The 16750-nt window shown below is 66.2% G+C and carries 17 protein-coding genes; 7 read left to right on the top strand and 10 right to left on the bottom strand.

Annotated features, from left to right (window positions below; translation table 11 throughout):
* Positions 1–223 precede the first annotated feature (223 nt).
* From ABD791_RS13735 to ABD791_RS13710, 6 genes are all read right to left on the bottom strand, one after another.
* A complete protein-coding gene (locus ABD791_RS13735) occupies positions 224–2047 on the bottom strand; it encodes a protein kinase domain-containing protein (protein WP_345067714.1) in 1824 nt (607 codons plus the stop codon).
* The gene (locus ABD791_RS13730; protein WP_345067712.1) at positions 2028–2555 is read right to left on the bottom strand and encodes a hypothetical protein; all 528 of its coding nucleotides are present in this window, start codon (positions 2553–2555) and stop codon (positions 2028–2030) included. Before ABD791_RS13730 ends, ABD791_RS13735 begins: the two co-directional genes overlap by 20 nt.
* Before the next feature lie 226 nt (positions 2556–2781).
* Positions 2782–3783: an alpha/beta hydrolase gene (locus ABD791_RS13725; RefSeq protein WP_345067710.1), complete on the bottom strand. Its 1002-nt coding sequence runs from the start codon at positions 3781–3783 to the stop codon at positions 2782–2784.
* Positions 3784–3962: 179 nt separating this feature from the next.
* Complete coding sequence (locus tag ABD791_RS13720) at positions 3963–5345, bottom strand: FAD-dependent oxidoreductase (protein ID WP_345067880.1); 1383 nt, start codon at positions 5343–5345, stop codon at positions 3963–3965.
* Positions 5346–5423: 78 nt separating this feature from the next.
* Positions 5424–6506, bottom strand: coding sequence for a polyprenyl synthetase family protein (locus ABD791_RS13715; RefSeq protein WP_345067708.1), 1083 nt, complete (start codon positions 6504–6506; stop codon positions 5424–5426).
* Between the two features lie 30 nt (positions 6507–6536).
* Positions 6537–7271 carry a class I SAM-dependent methyltransferase gene (locus ABD791_RS13710; RefSeq protein ID WP_345067706.1) on the bottom strand — a complete coding sequence of 245 codons (735 nt, stop codon included), beginning with the start codon at positions 7269–7271 and terminating at the stop codon, positions 6537–6539.
* Positions 7272–7343: 72 nt separating this feature from the next.
* On the opposite strand from ABD791_RS13710, the gene ABD791_RS13705 reads away from it, so the two are divergent.
* The gene (locus ABD791_RS13705; protein WP_345067704.1) at positions 7344–8576 is read left to right on the top strand and encodes an isochorismate synthase; all 1233 of its coding nucleotides are present in this window, start codon (positions 7344–7346) and stop codon (positions 8574–8576) included.
* A 178-nt stretch (positions 8577–8754) separates the two neighbouring features.
* On the opposite strand, the gene ABD791_RS13700 is transcribed toward ABD791_RS13705, so the two are convergent.
* The 4 genes from ABD791_RS13700 to ABD791_RS13685 all read right to left on the bottom strand — a co-directional run bounded on the left by ABD791_RS13700 (position 8755) and on the right by ABD791_RS13685 (position 11884).
* Positions 8755–9651, bottom strand: coding sequence for a DUF4190 domain-containing protein (locus ABD791_RS13700; RefSeq protein ID WP_345067702.1), 897 nt, complete (start codon positions 9649–9651; stop codon positions 8755–8757).
* A gap of 77 nt (positions 9652–9728) precedes the next feature.
* Positions 9729–10607 carry a PPK2 family polyphosphate kinase gene (locus tag ABD791_RS13695; RefSeq protein ID WP_345067700.1) on the bottom strand — a complete coding sequence of 293 codons (879 nt, stop codon included), beginning with the start codon at positions 10605–10607 and terminating at the stop codon, positions 9729–9731.
* A gap of 100 nt (positions 10608–10707) precedes the next feature.
* Positions 10708–11181, bottom strand: a complete 474-nt coding sequence (locus ABD791_RS13690) for a pyrimidine dimer DNA glycosylase/endonuclease V (protein ID WP_345067698.1) — start codon at positions 11179–11181, stop codon at positions 10708–10710.
* A 139-nt stretch (positions 11182–11320) separates the two neighbouring features.
* Positions 11321–11884, bottom strand: coding sequence for a MarR family winged helix-turn-helix transcriptional regulator (locus ABD791_RS13685; RefSeq protein ID WP_345067695.1), 564 nt, complete (start codon positions 11882–11884; stop codon positions 11321–11323).
* 81 nt (positions 11885–11965) lie between these two features.
* On the opposite strand from ABD791_RS13685, the gene idi reads away from it, so the two are divergent.
* Genes idi through ABD791_RS13655 form a run of 6 tightly spaced genes read left to right on the top strand, consistent with a single transcriptional unit; the run spans position 11966 to position 16726 of the window.
* Positions 11966–12505 (top strand): isopentenyl-diphosphate Delta-isomerase, encoded by a 540-nt coding sequence (gene idi, locus ABD791_RS13680; RefSeq protein WP_345067693.1) that lies wholly within the window; start codon positions 11966–11968, stop codon positions 12503–12505.
* Positions 12498–13544 carry a polyprenyl synthetase family protein gene (locus tag ABD791_RS13675; protein WP_345067690.1) on the top strand — a complete coding sequence of 349 codons (1047 nt, stop codon included), beginning with the start codon at positions 12498–12500 and terminating at the stop codon, positions 13542–13544. The genes idi and ABD791_RS13675 overlap by 8 nt, the downstream gene beginning before the upstream one ends.
* Positions 13541–14458 carry a phytoene/squalene synthase family protein gene (locus ABD791_RS13670; RefSeq protein ID WP_345067688.1) on the top strand — a complete coding sequence of 306 codons (918 nt, stop codon included), beginning with the start codon at positions 13541–13543 and terminating at the stop codon, positions 14456–14458. The genes ABD791_RS13675 and ABD791_RS13670 overlap by 4 nt, the downstream gene beginning before the upstream one ends.
* Positions 14455–16059, top strand: coding sequence for a phytoene desaturase family protein (crtI, locus tag ABD791_RS13665; RefSeq protein WP_345067686.1), 1605 nt, complete (start codon positions 14455–14457; stop codon positions 16057–16059). Before ABD791_RS13670 ends, crtI begins: the two co-directional genes overlap by 4 nt.
* Entirely contained in the window at positions 16056–16379 is a 324-nt protein-coding gene (locus tag ABD791_RS13660; RefSeq protein WP_345067683.1) for a lycopene cyclase domain-containing protein, read from the top strand. The genes crtI and ABD791_RS13660 overlap by 4 nt, the downstream gene beginning before the upstream one ends.
* Positions 16376–16726: a lycopene cyclase domain-containing protein gene (locus ABD791_RS13655; RefSeq protein WP_345067680.1), complete on the top strand. Its 351-nt coding sequence runs from the start codon at positions 16376–16378 to the stop codon at positions 16724–16726. Before ABD791_RS13660 ends, ABD791_RS13655 begins: the two co-directional genes overlap by 4 nt.
* The last annotated feature ends 24 nt before the right edge of the window (positions 16727–16750 follow it).

Here is a 16750-nt window from a genome sequence, read left to right as displayed (position 1 = left end):
ATTCGGCGTTCGGCGCTGAATGGCACAATCACGACTCGACACCACACGATCGATGCCAGAGATGAACCGTTGGGTTCGGTGCGGTGAAGAAGACGTGGACGATGCCTGTTGAAACGAAGACATTTCGGCGGCGGGCCGGAGCAGGGACGGAGTCGGGCTCTGCCGCGTGCCCTGTCCGTCACGTTCGTCACGTTCGTCACGTTCGTCACGTTCGTCACGTTCGTCACGGGCCGACCAGGGCGGGCGGCGGCGTTTCGGGCGGCGTGGACGGCCCTGTTGTCGGCGATGACGTCGGTACGGGGGTCGGGGTCGGCACAGCCGAGGGGCCCGTGCTGGGCACGGGAGTCGCGCCGCCTGAGCGTGCCATCGTGATCAGGATGCTTCCGCCGAGTAGAACTCGCGTTCCGACTCCTGGGTCGGCCGAGAGCACGTTCTCTCCCCCGGCGGAGGTGCTGCCCCCGTTCACGACGGTCACGGCGAACCCGGCCGCCGCGAGCGCTGCCGAAGCCTCTGCCGCGGTGAGGCCAACCACCGAAGGCACCAGATTCCACCCCGATGCCGCGACCAGGTCGACGCTCCAGCCGGCCTCTGCCCGCTCCCCCGCCGACCGGCTGGCGGCGATGACGGTTCCCTCCGGTTCGGCGGAATCCTCGACACCGACACTGCCGACGGTGAGGCCGGCATGTGCGAGCGCTGATCGCGCGGCATCGAGAGAAAGCTGTACCACCGAGGGCATCTCGACTGCGGTCACGGTCACGGTCTCGGGCGGCGGAGCGCTGCTCGGCGGGGCGGCCGGCTCGCTCGGATGGCTACTCGGCGACGCGACGACGGCGGGGGCGAGAGTGCTCCCCGAGGCCGCGATGAATCCGCCGATCACCACGGCGAGCACCGCGACGCTGATTCCGGCCAGCCAAGCCGCGCGCAGCGGGCGCGGCCGCTGGCGCCCAGCGGATGTGGCAGAGACTGCGCCCGGCCGCCGGCGCGAGGAGGGCTGCGCCCGTAGAACCTTGGTGAGAGCGGTCGACGGGTTCGGAAGAACCCGCGTCGCTGCGACAGTGCGTGCGGCGGAGGGAGCGTGCTGCTGCTGCGACTGCTGCTGCGTGCGCTGCCCCGGAATGCTCAGCACTGCGGCGAGCATCTCCTCGGCGGAGACGAAGCGACTCTGCTGCGCTGTGAGCATGCCCTTGACCACGAGACGATCCAGTTCCCGTGAAATGCCGGAGCGCACCGAGGAGGGAACGGGCGGGGGCGCGTGGAGATGGGCGAGGATGGTCGCTTCGGCCGACTCCCGCGGGTAGGGCGGCTGCCCGGTCAGGGCGAAGAAAAGCACAGCACTGAGTTGGTAGAGATCTGAGCGCTCATCGACAGCCGCCCCACTCGCCTGCTCCGGAGATAGATAGTGCACGGTTCCGAGCACACCGAGCTCGGCCGGCGGTGGCGTTTCGGCACTCGACGGCTGCGCGGTGCGCACGACATCGATGCCGAGCACCGGCCGACCCGCGGCATCCGCCAACCCGAAATCGATGACACGCACCGATTCCGACGCGATTGCCGATTCGAGCGGAACCATGATGTTGCCCGGCGACAGATCACGATGAATCACGCCGACCGCGTGTGCCGCTGCGACACCGCGCAGCATGCCCTCGGCGACGGCGACGGCATCGGCGCTGTCGAGCGGTCCCCGCTGCTCGACGCGTTCGGCCAGGCTCACCCCGCCGGCACGTTCGAGTGCGATCCAGACGACCGGCGGCGACTGGTTCTGGTCGGTGCCGAGCGCCACGACTCCGGCGACGTTCGGATGCCGGATGGCCGAGGCAACCCGCGCCTGCCGAAAGAAGGCCTGCTGCGTTGCCGAGGCGTCTGAGAGCCGGGGATGCAGAACCTTGAGCGCGACGCCACCACCCGTTGTCACATCCGTCGCGGCGAAGACCGAAGCCGATCCGCCGCTGCCCAGCAGTTCGCCGAGCAAGAAACGGTCGGAGATCAGCGAGGCGCCGGACGGCGAGTCGCCCTCGTGCCCAGCGGCACTACCAGGGCGCTGAGTCACTGTTCTCCCTAGCCGGCTCTGGCGGGCACCGACGCCCTGGTCGAGATCGAGGCTTGTCATCGATCGTCGCCTGCGAGAAAGCCAACACCGCTCCCGTTGCGGTTTTCGCGGCCTCTGAGGCAGAACCGAACAGCCGTGCTGAGGTGATCACTGGCTCATCCACGTAGTCGGCCACCCAGAACCAGGTGCCCAAATCGTGATGGCGCTCGACACGGAGGGCCAGCTGGGTCGCCATCTCACGCACCCGGGCGACGTGGCTGAACGCATCGCGAAAACTCGAGTAGGCCAGTGCGCTGCGCCCGAGCTCCCTGTTGTTTGCCGCGAGCAGCTGCCACACGCCGCGCGGGGCAGTGCTCGGCACCGGCTCAGTGAGCACCGCTGAGTTCGACGCCCGTGCGTTCGTCGGCACGCCCCCCAGGATGCGCGCATTCACGCGCTTCCAGACTGCGAACTGGAGATCGCTCGCTGAAGGAAACGAGGAGAAGGCGATCCGAGGCTGTGCTGGCATGACGGCTCCAAAGACTGACGACGGCAGAGTCGCGCTTCGGGCAAGTGCAGAAGATTCCAGGCATCTTCATAGCCCCAGTTCAGCGCTCTGAGTCACACAATCGAGCGCGCAGGTGAAGAAAGGGAATTGCCCATCTGAACAGGGCGTGGATTCCGCGTGGCCGTCGTGTGCCCGAGGCGGAGTTTCACTGCGCCCACCCCGCTGCTTCGATCACCGAAACCCGGCGCTAGGCCTCGGGGCGTAGGTAGCTACGCAGCCACCGCGTCAGCTGCTGATATGCCTCGTGGCGCACCGGAGGCGCCGACAGAAACACGTCGTGCAACGCACCGTCGAGTCGGGCGATCGTGACGAGCGAGCCGAGCCGCGTCGATCGCACCGCGATGTCGTCGACCCGCAGCACAACATCCGCGCCCATCATTTCTGGCGTCCACTTCGGAATGAGCATCGACCGCGCCGAAATCATGGTGAACACCGGGGCGTCGATCGAGAGTCCGGATGCGACGCGCGCGTGTCCGGCGAGGATCGCGCGCAGCCAGGCGGGATGCGCGGTGAACCCGCGCGGCGGCCGCCAGTCGAAGTTGTAGTCCCAGGCGCCGTCGAGCGTTGACGACACACTGCGCGTGTAGAAACCGAGGTCGACCTTCGGCAGCGGCGCCCGCGGATCGACCTTGGCCTGGATCTCGACGATCGGCAGGATGGCGGCCCGACCGACCCCTGTCGCCTGAAACTCGAGCCAGGGGCTGTTGAGCACGACGGCGGCGACGCGGCCCGGATTGCGGTCGACCCAGAGGCTGAAGATCAGCCCGCCGGTCGAATGTCCCATCATGATCAGCGGCCGTTTGGGCTCGTGGTGCCGACCATGCCCGATCGCACTGAGGGCCGCCTCGATGTCTTCGTCGTAGTCGTTGAGGTCGGTGATGTAGCCGGGCGTCTGGCCGGGGCGCAGGCTGCGGCCGTACTTGCGCAGGTCGAGCGCATGAAAGCGCGCTCCGGCATTCTGCCAGTACTCGGCGAGCTCGGTCTGAAAGAAGTAGTCAGACCAGCCGTGCACGTAGAGCACGTCGACGCCGGCCGCGACCGGGCGCACAAGCTCGAGGCGAAAGCGCGACACCGGACGCACCAGGGTGGCGACAACCTCGCCCTCGGCATCCGGACGCAGCGGAAGAGTGAGCTGTTCGAATCGATCACCCAGAACATCGGGAACCCATTCATTCGCCGGAGTGTGCATGCTCGCGAGGCTATCGCATCCGTGTTACCGAGCATCCGTCTCGCCGAACATCCGTCTCGAACGCCCACTCCGCCCTCATCGACGTCGCCGAACTGTGTCACATGACGGTTTTCACGCCCGAAAATGGTCATTTGTCACAGTTCGGCGAGAATCGAAGCGGGGGTCGACGCCAGAGAGAACTACTCCTGGCGGGAGACGCTCACCATCTCGTCACGCGGCACGACCTTGATGCGCGTGCGGCCCTCCGCCTCGCCGAGCGCCAGTTCGTGCTGGTCGAGATTGTGCCAGCCGTCGAGGTTCGTGTACGCGATGCCGCGTTCGTCGAGCATCGCCGTCACGCTCTCCTCCAACGGAGACTCAGGGGCCCACCAATTGCCGAGATCGTTGATCAGGTGTCGCACGGTCTCCATCGCGTCGGACTTCGTGTGCCCGATCAGGCCCACCGGCCCGCGCTTGATCCAGCCGGTCGCGTAGACGCCGTACATCTGCTCGTGGGCGCCGACCGAACCAGACGACGGGTCGCCCTTGCGCAGCACCTGGCCTTCACGGTTCGGGATGACGCCACGCTTCTTGTCGAAGGGGATGTCCGGGAGCGGCGAGCCGAAGTAACCGACGGCCCGGTAGACGGCCTGGATCGGCAGTTCGCGAATTTCGCCGGTTCCGATGACTCCGCCTTCACCGTCTGGCGCCGTGCGCTCGAAACGGATGGCGCCCACGCGCCCAGTGCCGTCATCGACGATCTCGATGGGCTTGGAGAAGAAGTGCAGGTGAAGTCGACGGCTCGCCTGGCCGGTCTCCCGCTGGCGCCACTGGTTCAGCACCTTGTCCATCACGAACACCTGCTTGTTGCTCGACACCGCGGTGCGGGCCGCGTCGTCGTAGTCGAAGTCCTCGTCGTAGACGATCATGTCGACGTCGCGCAGCTCGCCGAGCTCGCGCAGTTCCAGCGGGGTGAACTTCACAGAAGTCGGGCCGCGGCGACCGAAGATGTGCACGTCGGTGACCGGGGACGCCGTGAGTCCCTCGTAGACGTTGGCCGGGATCTCAGTGGTCAGGAGGTCGTCGGCGTGCTTGGCCAGAATGCGCGCGACATCCAGCGCGACATTGCCGTTGCCGACCACCGCGACCTCTTTCGCGTCGAGCGGCCACGTGCGCGGAAAGTCGGGGTGTCCATCGAACCAGCTGACGAACTCGGCGGCGCCGTAGGAACCCTGAAGCTCGATTCCGGGGATGTTCAGGTCGGCGTCGCGCACCGCTCCGGTAGCGAAGATCACCGCGTTGTAGTGCTTCTTGAGGTCGTCGAGCACGATGTCTGTGCCGTAGTGCACATTGCCGAACAGACGGATGTCGCCGCGGTCGAGCACGTCACGCAGTGCGTTGATGATGCCTTTGATGCGCGGGTGGTCTGGCGCAACGCCGTAGCGCACCAGGCCGTAGGGAGCAGGAAGGTGGTCGAACAGGTCGATCGAGACGTCGAAGTTTCGTTCCGCCTTGAGCAGAATGTCAGCGGCGTAGATGCCGGCGGGGCCTGCTCCGACAATGGCCAATCGCAACTTGGTCATGGGAACCTTTCCTACGGGGTCGACCACGGGGTCGATCACCGGGTCGATTTCTTCAGAAGTCATCGTGTCCTGCCGGGGTCAGCTTGAACGCTCGACGATTGTCTCGGCGAACTTGGTGAGTGCTTTCTTGACCGAACCGCGCGGCAGCGGTTCGAGCGCCTCGACAGCTTCGCGCGCCCACTGGTGCGCTTCTTCGAGGGTCTGGTGGGTGACGTCGTGGTCGCGGAGCGCCGCGATGGCCGCATCGGCGACCGGGGTCGGCTCACCGGGGGCGGTGGTCGACGGGGTCATCACGTCGCGTTCGAGACGCTCGAGAAGCTCGGCGGCCGACGCATCGGTGCCCTGGCGCTCGCGCAGGCGCAGCAGCGGCAACGTCGAGACGCCGGCCCGCAGGTCGGTGCCGGGAACCTTGCCGGTCTCTTCCGGCTGCGGCGACAGATCAATGACGTCGTCGATGAGCTGGAATGCCACGCCGATTTTCTCTCCGAATGTGACAAGCGGCTCTTCGAACTCGTCTGGCGCATCCGAGAACACGATTCCGGCCTGCGCTGCCGCGGCGATCAACGAACCCGTCTTGTCGGAGAGCACCTGAATGTAGTGCGCCACCGGGTCTTCGCCCGCGCGGGGTCCGACGGTTTCGTGCAGTTGACCCATCACGAGACGCTCGAAGGTGTCGGCCTGCAAGCGGATGGCGCGTTCCCCGAGACGGGCCATCAGCTGGCTCGCCCGGGCGAAGAGCAGATCTCCGGTGAGAATCGCGACCGAGTTGCCCCAGACCGTCTGTGCGCTCGGCACACCGCGACGCTTGTCTGCGTCATCCATCACGTCATCGTGATAGAGCGAGGCCAGGTGGGTGACCTCGATGGCGGCGGCGGCCGTCACAACGTCGGGCACCGTGCCGCTGCCGAGGTGGGCGGTGAGCAGGGCCAGCATCGGGCGCACGCGCTTGCCGCCGGCGTTGAGCAGGTAACGGCTGGTGACGTTGGCGATCTCATCGGCGAAGACCACCTCGGCGAGCAGGCTCGCTTCAACCTGGTCGAGCCCGGTGTCGATGGCTGCTGCCAGACCGCGGTCGGCCTTGCTCGAGAAGATGCGGTCGCTCAAACCCAATTGCGAAGCCACCGAGGAGCTACGACGGACGACGGGGGCGCTCGGTTTCACTGTCTGCCTAACGATTGGGTCTGAAAAGGGTCAGGATGCCGGGGACGTGCTCTGAGAATCCGCCGGTTTGATGCCACCACGGTGCAGTGCCACGATGCCGAGCGTCAGATTGCGGTAGGCGACGTTGCTGTAGCCGGCTTCACGCAACCAGGAGCTCAACGTGGGCTGGTTCGGCCAGGCTGCGATCGACTCGCCGAGGTAGTCATAGGCCTCGGCGTTCGAGGAGGCCAGCTTCACGATTCTCGGCATGACGTGCTCAAGGTAGGCGAAGTAGCCGACGCGGATCGGTTTCACCGGCGGCGTCGAGAACTCGCAGATCACGACGCGACCGCCGGGTTTGGTCACCCGGTAGAACTCGGCGAGAGCCTTCTTCGGTTCGACGACGTTGCGCAAGCCGAACGAAATCGTGACGGCGTCGAACTCGGCGTCCTTGAACGGCAAAGCCGTCGCATCCGCCTGCACGAACTCGATGTTCGGGTTGCCGGCGTGACGCTCACGGCCGACCCTGATCATGCCCTCCGAAAAGTCGGCGGCAACGATGTGCGCACCCGATTTCGCCAGCGCGGCACTCGAGGTGCCGGTTCCTGCCGCGATATCGAGGATGCGTTCGCCCGCGCGCGGCGCAACGGCCTTCGTCGTCGAGATGCGCCAGAGAGCCGCATTTCCCATCGACAGCACCGCGTTCGTGCGGTCGTAGTGGGTGGAGACCTCATCGAACATGGCGGCGACTTCTGCCGGTTGCTTGCCCAGGTCTGCTCTGTTCACTCCCCCAGTCTAATTGGGCCGCGCGAGACTGGCAGCACGAGGGTGCGGTGGCCGCAGGCGTAGGCTGAACAGGTGAATCTGCAGGCGCTGACGGTCGAAACCACCCCCATCTCCGATATCAGCCAACTCATTCTTCTGCTTGACCAGCACGAGCCGTTGCTCTGGATGCGGCGGGCCCAGGGCTTGGCCGGCATCGGCACCGCGCTGCGCCTCGAGTTCTCAGGGGCCACGCGCATGACCGATGCGGCCGTCGCCTGGCGCGATGTCGTCGCCGCGGCGACCGTGACTGACCCGCTGAACCGCACCGGAACCGGCCTGCTCGCGTTCGGAGCCTTCGCCTTCGATGACTCGTCGGCCGAGAAGAGCGTGCTGATCGTGCCGTCGGTGATCGTCGGACGCGAAGACGGCGTGTGCTGGGTCACCCGCATTTGGGCGACCGGCGAGACGCCTCCCGAGATTCCGTTGGAGCTGCATCCGCTCGGCCCGGAGTACCGATTGTCGCTGTTGCCTGGCGCGCTCACTCCCGATGGCTACCGCGAGGCGGTGGCCGAGGGCATCCGCCGCATTGCCGCTCACGACCTGAGCAAGGTGGTGCTCGCGCGCGATCTGGTCGGGCACCTGCCCGCCGAATCCGATGTGCGCCGCTCGATCTCTGAGCTCGCCCTCGGCTACCCGGACTGCTGGACCTATGCCGTCGACGGTCTCGTCGGCTCTAGCCCCGAAACCCTGATTCGCGCCGACCACGGCGAGGTCAACGCCCGCGTGTTGGCCGGAACGATGTCGCGCGGCACCGACGCCGCCGCCGATACGGCCGCCGCACTCGCCCTGGCCACCTCGCCCAAAGACGGTGACGAGCACGAGTTCGCCGTGCAGAGCGTGCTCGCCTCGCTGCGACCGCACACCTCCCACATCACCACGAGCGAGATTCCGTTCACCCTCAAGCTGCCGAACCTGTGGCACCTGGCGACGGATGTCGAGGGCACGCTCAGCGACGGATCAACCTCCCTCGATCTGATCGCGGCTCTGCATCCGACCGCCGCCGTGGCCGGAACCCCGACCGACAAGGCGCTCGCGCTGATTCGCGAGGTGGAGCCATTCGACCGCGGGCGCTACGCCGGCCCGGTCGGCTGGGTGGGCGCAGACGGCGACGGCGAGTGGGCCATCGCGCTGCGCTGCGCGCAGGTCAGCCCCAGCGGCGATGTTACCGCCTATGCCGGTTGCGGCATCGTGCTGGACTCAGAGCCTGAGCGCGAGCTGGCCGAGACCCGCATGAAATTCCGTCCGGTCGTCGAGGCGTTCGGCTAGACCGCGTTCGGCTAGGCCGCCTTCGCCTCGTCTGCACGCCGGGCCATCCGCGCTATCCCCCCGCGCGCCGCCCATCCGCTCGTCACCCATTCGACGGAGATTTTCGCTCCCAGGCGCGCTGAGCGGCCCAAAACGCCCAAAAGCGCCGCATTCTCCGTCGAATGGGGGAAGCGAACGGCTACTGCCAGGTCCAGGTTGAGATCAGCTCAGACAGAATCCGCTCCTCATCGGCGTCGGTCTGACCGACCTCGTCGGGGAGAACGACGGAGATCACGAAGTACTGCACGGGGCCGTTGGCGGTTTGGTAGGCAGCCGGTGCCCGCGCCGTGATCACGGCTTTCAGCTCGGTGAACTCGGCGTCGCTGTCGATCCGGGTGAGGTTCGCGGCGACTCCATCGAGCGTGATCGGCTCGAGCAGCGACTCGACGGTGCCCATCGCGGGCAGGTAGTCGAGGCTCAGCGCTTGCACCATCTCGTCAACCGTGTCGGCCGGCGTCATCGCGTCCGAGGTTTGCACCCGAATGGGCTCGACCCCGACGGTGCCGAAAATGGCGCCGACGCCGGTACTCAAGACCTCGCCGTCCGGGGTGACCTCACCCCAGAGCTCGAGACGGCTGGCGCAGGCCGCAACATCTGCTTCTGGCAGGTTGTTCACGTAGTGGGCTGGGCCGTCGAAGCCGTAGCAGGGCGTGCTCACCGGCGCGAACGTGAGTGCACTCTGCGCGTCGCCGAACTCGGCGCTGACCCCGTCGGCGAAGAGTGACAGCGAGCCACCGAGGAACACGGCAAACACGAACATCGCCACAATGTTCGTCAGCGTTGCGATGGCCGACAAAACGAGTCCGATCACCCCGAAAACGCGACCGGATGTTGTGCGCAGGGCCAGGATGCCGAGCACGATTCCGGCAAGTCCGAGCACAAAGCCGACTCCGATCATCCAGCCCAGCACGAAGGCGCTGCCGCCGACAATGAGTGCAGCAATGGCCAGTCCGCCCACCGGCGACTGCGGCGCAGGAGACTCCGGCCGCTGTTCGAACTGAGGCTGAGTGAACTCGGACTGAGCGGGGTACGACATTGTTGCAGCCTACCGGTGGGAGTCAGGGCGACCGCGGGTCAGGGAGCTCCGACAGGCCCTCAGCCGGCGAGCTCAGCTCAGGATGCCGCGAGTCGCGCCTTCTCGACCTCCACGTCGTAGGTCGCCGGCGGCCAGTCCACGTTCATCCGGGTCAATGCATCGATGAGCAGGTGTTGCACGGCCAGGCGCGCGTACCACTTCTTGTCGGCAGGGATCACGTACCACGGTGCGGCGTCGGTCTGCGTGCGCTCGAACACCACTTGATAGGCCTCCTGGTAGGCGGGCCACAGCATCCGTTCGTCGACGTCGCCCGGGTTGTATTTCCAGTGCTTGTCTGGCCGGTCCAGCCGCTCGGCCAGGCGGGCTTTCTGCTCATCGAAGCCGAGGTGCAGCATCACCTTGATCACGGTCGTGTCGTCATCGACGAGTTGCTGCTCGAACTGGTTGATCTGCTCGTAGCGCTCGTCGATCTCGGCGGGCGGCGCGAGCTGGCGCACCCGACCGATGAGAACGTCTTCGTAGTGCGACCGGTCGAATACCCCGATCATGCCGGCCCCTGGCACCCGCTTGCGGATGCGCCAGAGAAAGTCGTGGCTGAGCTCTTCTTTCGTCGGCGCTTTGAACGCGACATGGTCGATGCCCTGCGGGTCGACGGCTCCGACGACGTGGCGCACGATGCCGCCCTTGCCCGCGGTGTCCATGGCTTGCAGCACCAGCAAGATCTTTCGGGTGTCCCCCGAACGGCTGTTGGCGAAGAACTTCTCTTGCAGCGCGGAGAGCAAGGTCGCCCCCTCGGCGAGCGCTGACGCTGCCGCCTTCTTGTCGCCGTCGAAGCCGGGCGCTGCATCGGTGGGGTGGGCAGCGAGCACGAAGCCCGGCCCGACACTCAACGCGGCGGCTGGATCGTCTGTCCAGAACGTCTCGCCCTGCTTCTCCTGCTTCTCCTGCTTCGCCATGGTGCCCCTTTTCGTTGCAGGTCATTCTGCCGGTTGCTGCCGCCCCACGCCAGGGTTTCTTGCCGCCGACCGAGCGCTGATTCGTGCCACCGGGCGCGGCCTACTGCGCGATGCGCTCCCACGACGCGATCGGGCCGTCGACGACTCTGAACAACGGATGCGGCTGCGGGGTGTCGAGCGCGGCCCAGCGTTCTGCCACGTCGGGACTGCGCCGCTCGAGTTTCGCCCGGAGGTGGGCCCATTCGTACTGCAACTGACCGGTGGTGACGGCGAGCGCCGCGGTGCCGGGCGCGGTGTCGGCCTGGCCGCCGGGCAGGCGAACAGTCACCGTTCCCGTGATCTTCTCGCGCGCGAAGTGATAGCCCCTTGCATCGGCCTCATCCACGATTCCGTTCAGAAAATCGGCAATCGCATCGATCGGCGCCGGCTGCTCGCGAAAGCGTTCGAGCTGCGGATGATTACTGTAGCCGCGCCCCGGCGCGATCAGCACCGCCTGCGCCAGCAGCGCCTCCCGCCACGCGGCGGTCAAGGCCTGCCGGTCGAAGTACTGCGGGTGCACCGACCAGAGTCTCATCGCAATTCACCGCCGCTCACCGCTGTCCCGGTCACTCTCGCAGTCATGCTCATCGTCACTGTCATACTCACCGTCGCTGTCCAGATTGCCATTGCCGTCCTGATTGCCATTGCCGTCCTGATCACCCTTGCTGTCATGCTCACTGCTCCGACGCGATCCGGTGCCGGCTGAGCACCGGTCGCCGCGTGGCCTTCGAATCCTGGTCGGGCGAGTGCACGGACGAACTCATGTTGTCGAGAAACCGAATGATGGCTTGCTGCTCGCCGGCCGAAAAGTCCTGGGCGACGCTGAGCATCCGTTCGTGCATGGCACCGAGGGTTTTGCGCACCTCACTTTGGGCATCTGGAGTGGCGTAGAGAAGCTGGGAACGACGGTCGGTCGGATGCGTTTCACGTCTGATGTGCCCGGATTTCACAAGTCGAGCAAGCACCTTCGCCGTGGCGGCAGTTGAGATTTCGAGCGCAACCGCAAGTTCTTTCGGGCCGACATCGTCGCCCCTGCTTTCGGCGGCGATCAGATAGCGGAGGGCCAAGAGATCGGTCTCGTTCATGTCCATCTCCGACTGCGTGTGGTGCCGCATGGCGGTGTCGGCCGCTTTGAATCGGCGCAGTGATTGCAGCACGAGAATGGCCCGCGACACGTCATCGGCGTCGTCCTCAAACCAATACGACCCCGATGCGTGTGGAGTCTCCCGTTGCGTCATTCCACCATGCTAACGTTGATTTAGCTAACCTGGTTAGCTAGATTTAGGACTATGTTCCGAGAGAAGGAGGAGGCGAGCGCAATGAGTCTCAGCACTCTGCAGCATGACAGTGTGATTCTTGTCGACGATGCGGGCCGTCAGATCGGCACCGCCCAGAAGAACACCGTGCACACACTCGACACCCCACTGCATCTGGCCTTCTCCTGCTACGTCTTCAACTCGCACGGTCAGGTGTTGATCACTCGTCGCTCCCTGGCGAAGACCACCTGGCCGGGCGTCTGGACCAATTCGTTCTGCGGACATCCGCTCCCGGGAGAAGATCCCGACGATGCTGTCAGACGCCGCGCACAGCTCGAACTCGGGCTCGACCTTGACCAGCTGAAGGTGGTGGCCCCGCAGTTTCGCTACCGCGCCACCGACGCCAGCGGCATCGTCGAGAACGAGCTGTGCCCGGTCTACCGCGCCACGACCACCGCTGAACCCCGTGTGAACCCCGACGAAGTGATGGAGTTCGCCTGGACCGATACAAGCGCGCTGCACCGGGCCGCACGGGATGCCCCGTGGGCATTCAGCCCGTGGATGGTTCTGCAGCTGCGCGAGCTGGGAGCTCACGATGCCTGATCTCATCGCCGCCGGCGTCGACACCGAACTCGAGCGCTACCTCGCCGCCGCCCGGCTGCGAGCCAGCGACTACGGCGAACATTACGTTGCGCTCTGGGAAGCGCTTGCCCAGGCATCGAGTGGCGGCAAACGCGGCCGCCCGGCCCTCGTTCTCGCGGCCTACGCCGGATTCGGCGGGACCGATCTCCCGCTGGCCCTGCCGGTGGCCGTGAGCTTCGAGCTGCTGCACACGGCATTCATCATTCATGACGACGTGATCGACCGAGATCTCACCCGGCGCGGGTCCCCCAATGTCGCCGGGGAGTTCACCCTGCGCGCCATCCGCCACGGGGCCAGCGCCGATCAGGCGGGGGTGTGGGCGACCACCGCAGGCATTCTGGCCGGCGACCTGGCGCTCAGCGAGGCCCACAGGGCGATTGCGACGCTGCCGACCGCACCGCACATCCGTGGCCGGCTGCTCGACCTGCTCGATCGGGCGGTGTTCGTCACCGCCGCCGGCGAGCTGGCGGATGTCACGAACACCGCTCTGCATGCCCCGGTCACGCTGAGCGAGGTGCTCACCACCCTCGAACGCAAGACCGCCCTCTATTCGTTTGAGGCGCCGCTTCAGGCCGGGGCGATTCTCGCCGGAGCGTCGGCCAGCGCACTCGACGTGCTGGGTCGATTCGGTCGTCTCGTCGGAGTGGCATTTCAACTCGCCGATGACGTACTCGGGGTGTTCGGCGATCCGGCTGTCACCGGCAAGAGCGCACTCTCTGACCTGCGCGAGGGCAAATTCACCGCGCTGATCGCCTGCGCACGCACGACCGATGCGTGGCCGGCAATCGCCCCGTTCATCGGCACCGGAACGACGACAAACGAAGAGGCCGAACTGGTGCGCGCACACCTGCGGGCCTGCGGGGCAGTGCAGGCCGTCGACGAGCTCGCCTACGACCACATTCGACGCGCCATCGACGTGCTCGACTCCCCCGACGTACCCCAGGCCCTGCGCGAGACCTTGATCGGCCTGACCGAGACAGCAGCGGATCGACAACGATGACCAAGCAACGCACAATCACTCAACCGGATGCCCGCCAGCAGCAGACGACGGACCTCACGACCTACAACGCCGCGGCACAGGCCAGCTCAGCCGTGATCATCGGCGAATACTCGACGTCGTTCGGGCTCGCCGCCCGACTGCTCGAACCGAGGATGCGCGGCCAGGTTCGCGCCATCTACGCCCTCGTGCGGATCGCCGACGAACTCGTCGACGGTGCCGCAGCCGGCGCCGGGCTCGGCATCGAGGCGCAGCGGGAGCTGCTCGACGATCTGGAGACCGAAACGATCGCAGCGATCGGGCGCGGGTACAGCACAAACCTTGTGGTTCATTCGTTTGCCTTGACCGCGCGGGAAACCGGCATCGATGCGAGCCTGGTCGCGCCGTTCTTCGCCTCGATGCGCCGAGACCTCGACACCATTCCGTTCACCGATGACACCCTCGCGGCCTACATCTACGGTTCGGCCGAGGTCATCGGCTTGATGTGCCTGCGATCTTTTCTGCAGGGGATCAGTCCGAGCGACGTGGAGATGACGTACCTCGACACGGGAGCACGCCGCTTGGGCGCCGCGTTTCAGAAGATCAATTTTCTGCGCGACCTGGCCGACGACTACGAGACGCTCGGGCGCAGCTACTTTCCGGGCATCGACCCGACGGCGATGACAGAGGCCGACAAGGCCCGAATTCTCGCCGACATCGATGCCGACCTCGCCGCAGCGTCGTTGGCGCTGCCGCTGCTTCCGGTCGGATGCCGCGGTGCGGTGCGCGCCGCCCACGACCTGTTCGCGCGTCTGGCCCAGAAACTCCGCAACACTCCCTGCACCGCGCTCTGCACGACGCGGGTGCGAGTGCCAGACGGAGAGAAGCTGCTGCTCGCCGCCGGTGTGCTCCTCGGCCGCGGGGCGCGAACCCGATGACCGGGGCACCATCACCGGCAGCAGCACCGGCACCGGCCCGACAGCGCACCATTGTGATCGGCGGTGGCATCGCCGGGCTCGCCAGTGCCGCACTACTCGCCAAGGAAGGCCACGACGTCACTCTCCTTGAGGCGCAGAGCACGCTCGGCGGGCGTGCGGGAGTGTGGGAGTCCGACGGTTTTCGGTTCGACACCGGGCCATCCTGGTATCTCATGCCTGAGGTCTTCGACCATTTCTACAAGCTGCTCGGCACCAACGCCGCTGCACAACTCCATCTGACCCGCCTCGACCCCGGCTACCGGGTTCACTTCGAGTCAGACGTCGACCCGGTCGACATCGCGGCCGACCGGGCGAGCAACACCGCGCTGTTCGAGCGCATCGAGCCCGGTGCGGGGAAGGCGCTTGACCGCTACTTGGATTCGGCGGAAGACACCTACCGGGTTGCTGTTGACCGGTTTCTCTACTCGAGTTTCGAATCGATGGGACAGTTCGCTTCCCGTGAGATTCTGCGCCGATTGGGCCGGCTCGGCCGACTGCTCCTGCAGCCGCTTGACCGTTTCATCGCCGGATATGTCAACGATCCGCGCCTGCGCCAGATCCTCGGCTATCCCGCGGTTTTCCTCGGCTCCTCCCCCGACCGAACGCCTGCCCTGTACCACCTGATGAGCCATCTCGACCTGGCCGACGGAGTTCTCTATCCGCAGGGCGGCTTCGCAACAATCATCGACAGCATCGCAGGGCTCGCCAGGGCCGAGGGTGTCGAGATCATCACGGATGCCCGGGTGACCGCCATCCTGACGCGCAGCTTCGCGCAGCGGGCGGCGGTGACCACCGGGGTCAGCTATCTCGACGACACTGGCCATGTCGTGCGGCTCGCCGCCGACAACGTCGTCTCCTGCGCCGACCTGCACCACACCGAAACAGAACTCGTGCCGGTCGGTCACCGCACCTATCCAGAGCGCTGGTGGCGCCGTCGAGTCTCCGGCCCTGGCGCGGTCTTGGTGATGCTGGGGGTGCGCGGCGAATTGCCGCAGCTGTTGCATCACACCCTGTTCTTCACCTCTGACTGGAAGGAGAACTTCGGGCGCATCTTCGGCAGACGTCCTTCCGTCCCGTCACCCGCATCGTTCTACGCCTGCATGCCGAGCGTGACCGACGCGGCCGTCGCGCCAGACGGCGACTCGAACCTCTTTCTCTTGGTTCCCATTCCGGCCGATCCGACGCTGGGGCACGGCGGAATCGACGGCTCCGGCTCCCCCACGATCGAGGCGATCGCCGACCGGGCCATCGAACAGCTGTCAGAGTGGGCCGGAATTCCCGACCTTGCCGAGCGCATTGTTGTGCGCCGCACGATCGGGCCCGCCGATTTCGCCGCAACCTTGAATTCGTGGAAGGGCGGTGCGTTGGGGCCGGCGCACACGCTGCGGCAGAGCGCTTTCTTTCGCGGGTCGAACAAATCGGCCCGTGTCGACGGCCTCTACTACGCGGGAGGCAGCACCATTCCCGGCATCGGACTGCCGATGTGCCTGATCAGCGCTGAGATTCTGCTGAAGCGCATGAACTCCGACACCAGCCCAGGGCCGCTCCCGGAGCCACGATGAGCATCCTCTACCTGCTCACGCTGCTCGTTTCGCTCGGCGGAATGGTGGTGCTCGACTGGCGCTTTCGGCTCTTCTTCTGGAAGCGCCCTGGCCGCGCTGCCGCAGTGCTCGGCATCGGCCTCGCGTTCTTTCTGGCCTGGGATCTCGCCGGCATCAGCCTCGGCATCTTTCACCGCGGTGAGACGTCGGTGCTGACCGGCGTGCTTCTCGCCCCGGAGCTGCCGCTTGAGGAGATCTTCTTTCTCTGCTTCCTCTGCTACCTCACGATGAACCTCATCGGCGGAGTTTCGCTTCTGCGCCAGCGCGGGAGGCGCTTATGACTTATCTTCTGCTGAACGTCGTGTTCCTGGCCGTCGCGGTCGGCGTCGCAGCCATCGCCTTCGGCACTCGGCGGTTGACCCGGCGGTCGCTGCCGGCGCTGGGCGTCACCCTGGTCGCCGTGCTCGCATTGACGGCGGTGTTCGACAATCTGATGATCGCGGTCGGCCTGTTCGGCTACGACCCGGCGCACACCACCGGTCTCTCGATCGGCCTCGCTCCGTTGGAGGACTTCAGTTACCCCTTGGCGGCTGTGCTTCTCCTACCGTCGCTCTGGGCGCTGTTCGGCGGGCCCGATGGTGTGGCGCACGATGACCGGGCAGGCACAATGACCGAGGTGGCGCGATGACCGAGGTGGCGCGATGACCGAGGT

Origin of the sequence: Glaciibacter kafniensis (assembly GCF_039538945.1) — a bacterium.
GTDB classification, from domain to species: domain Bacteria; phylum Actinomycetota; class Actinomycetes; order Actinomycetales; family Microbacteriaceae; genus Cryobacterium; species Cryobacterium kafniensis.
Note: the sequence above shows the minus strand (reverse complement) of the source record. Positions and strands in the feature narration are given on the sequence as shown.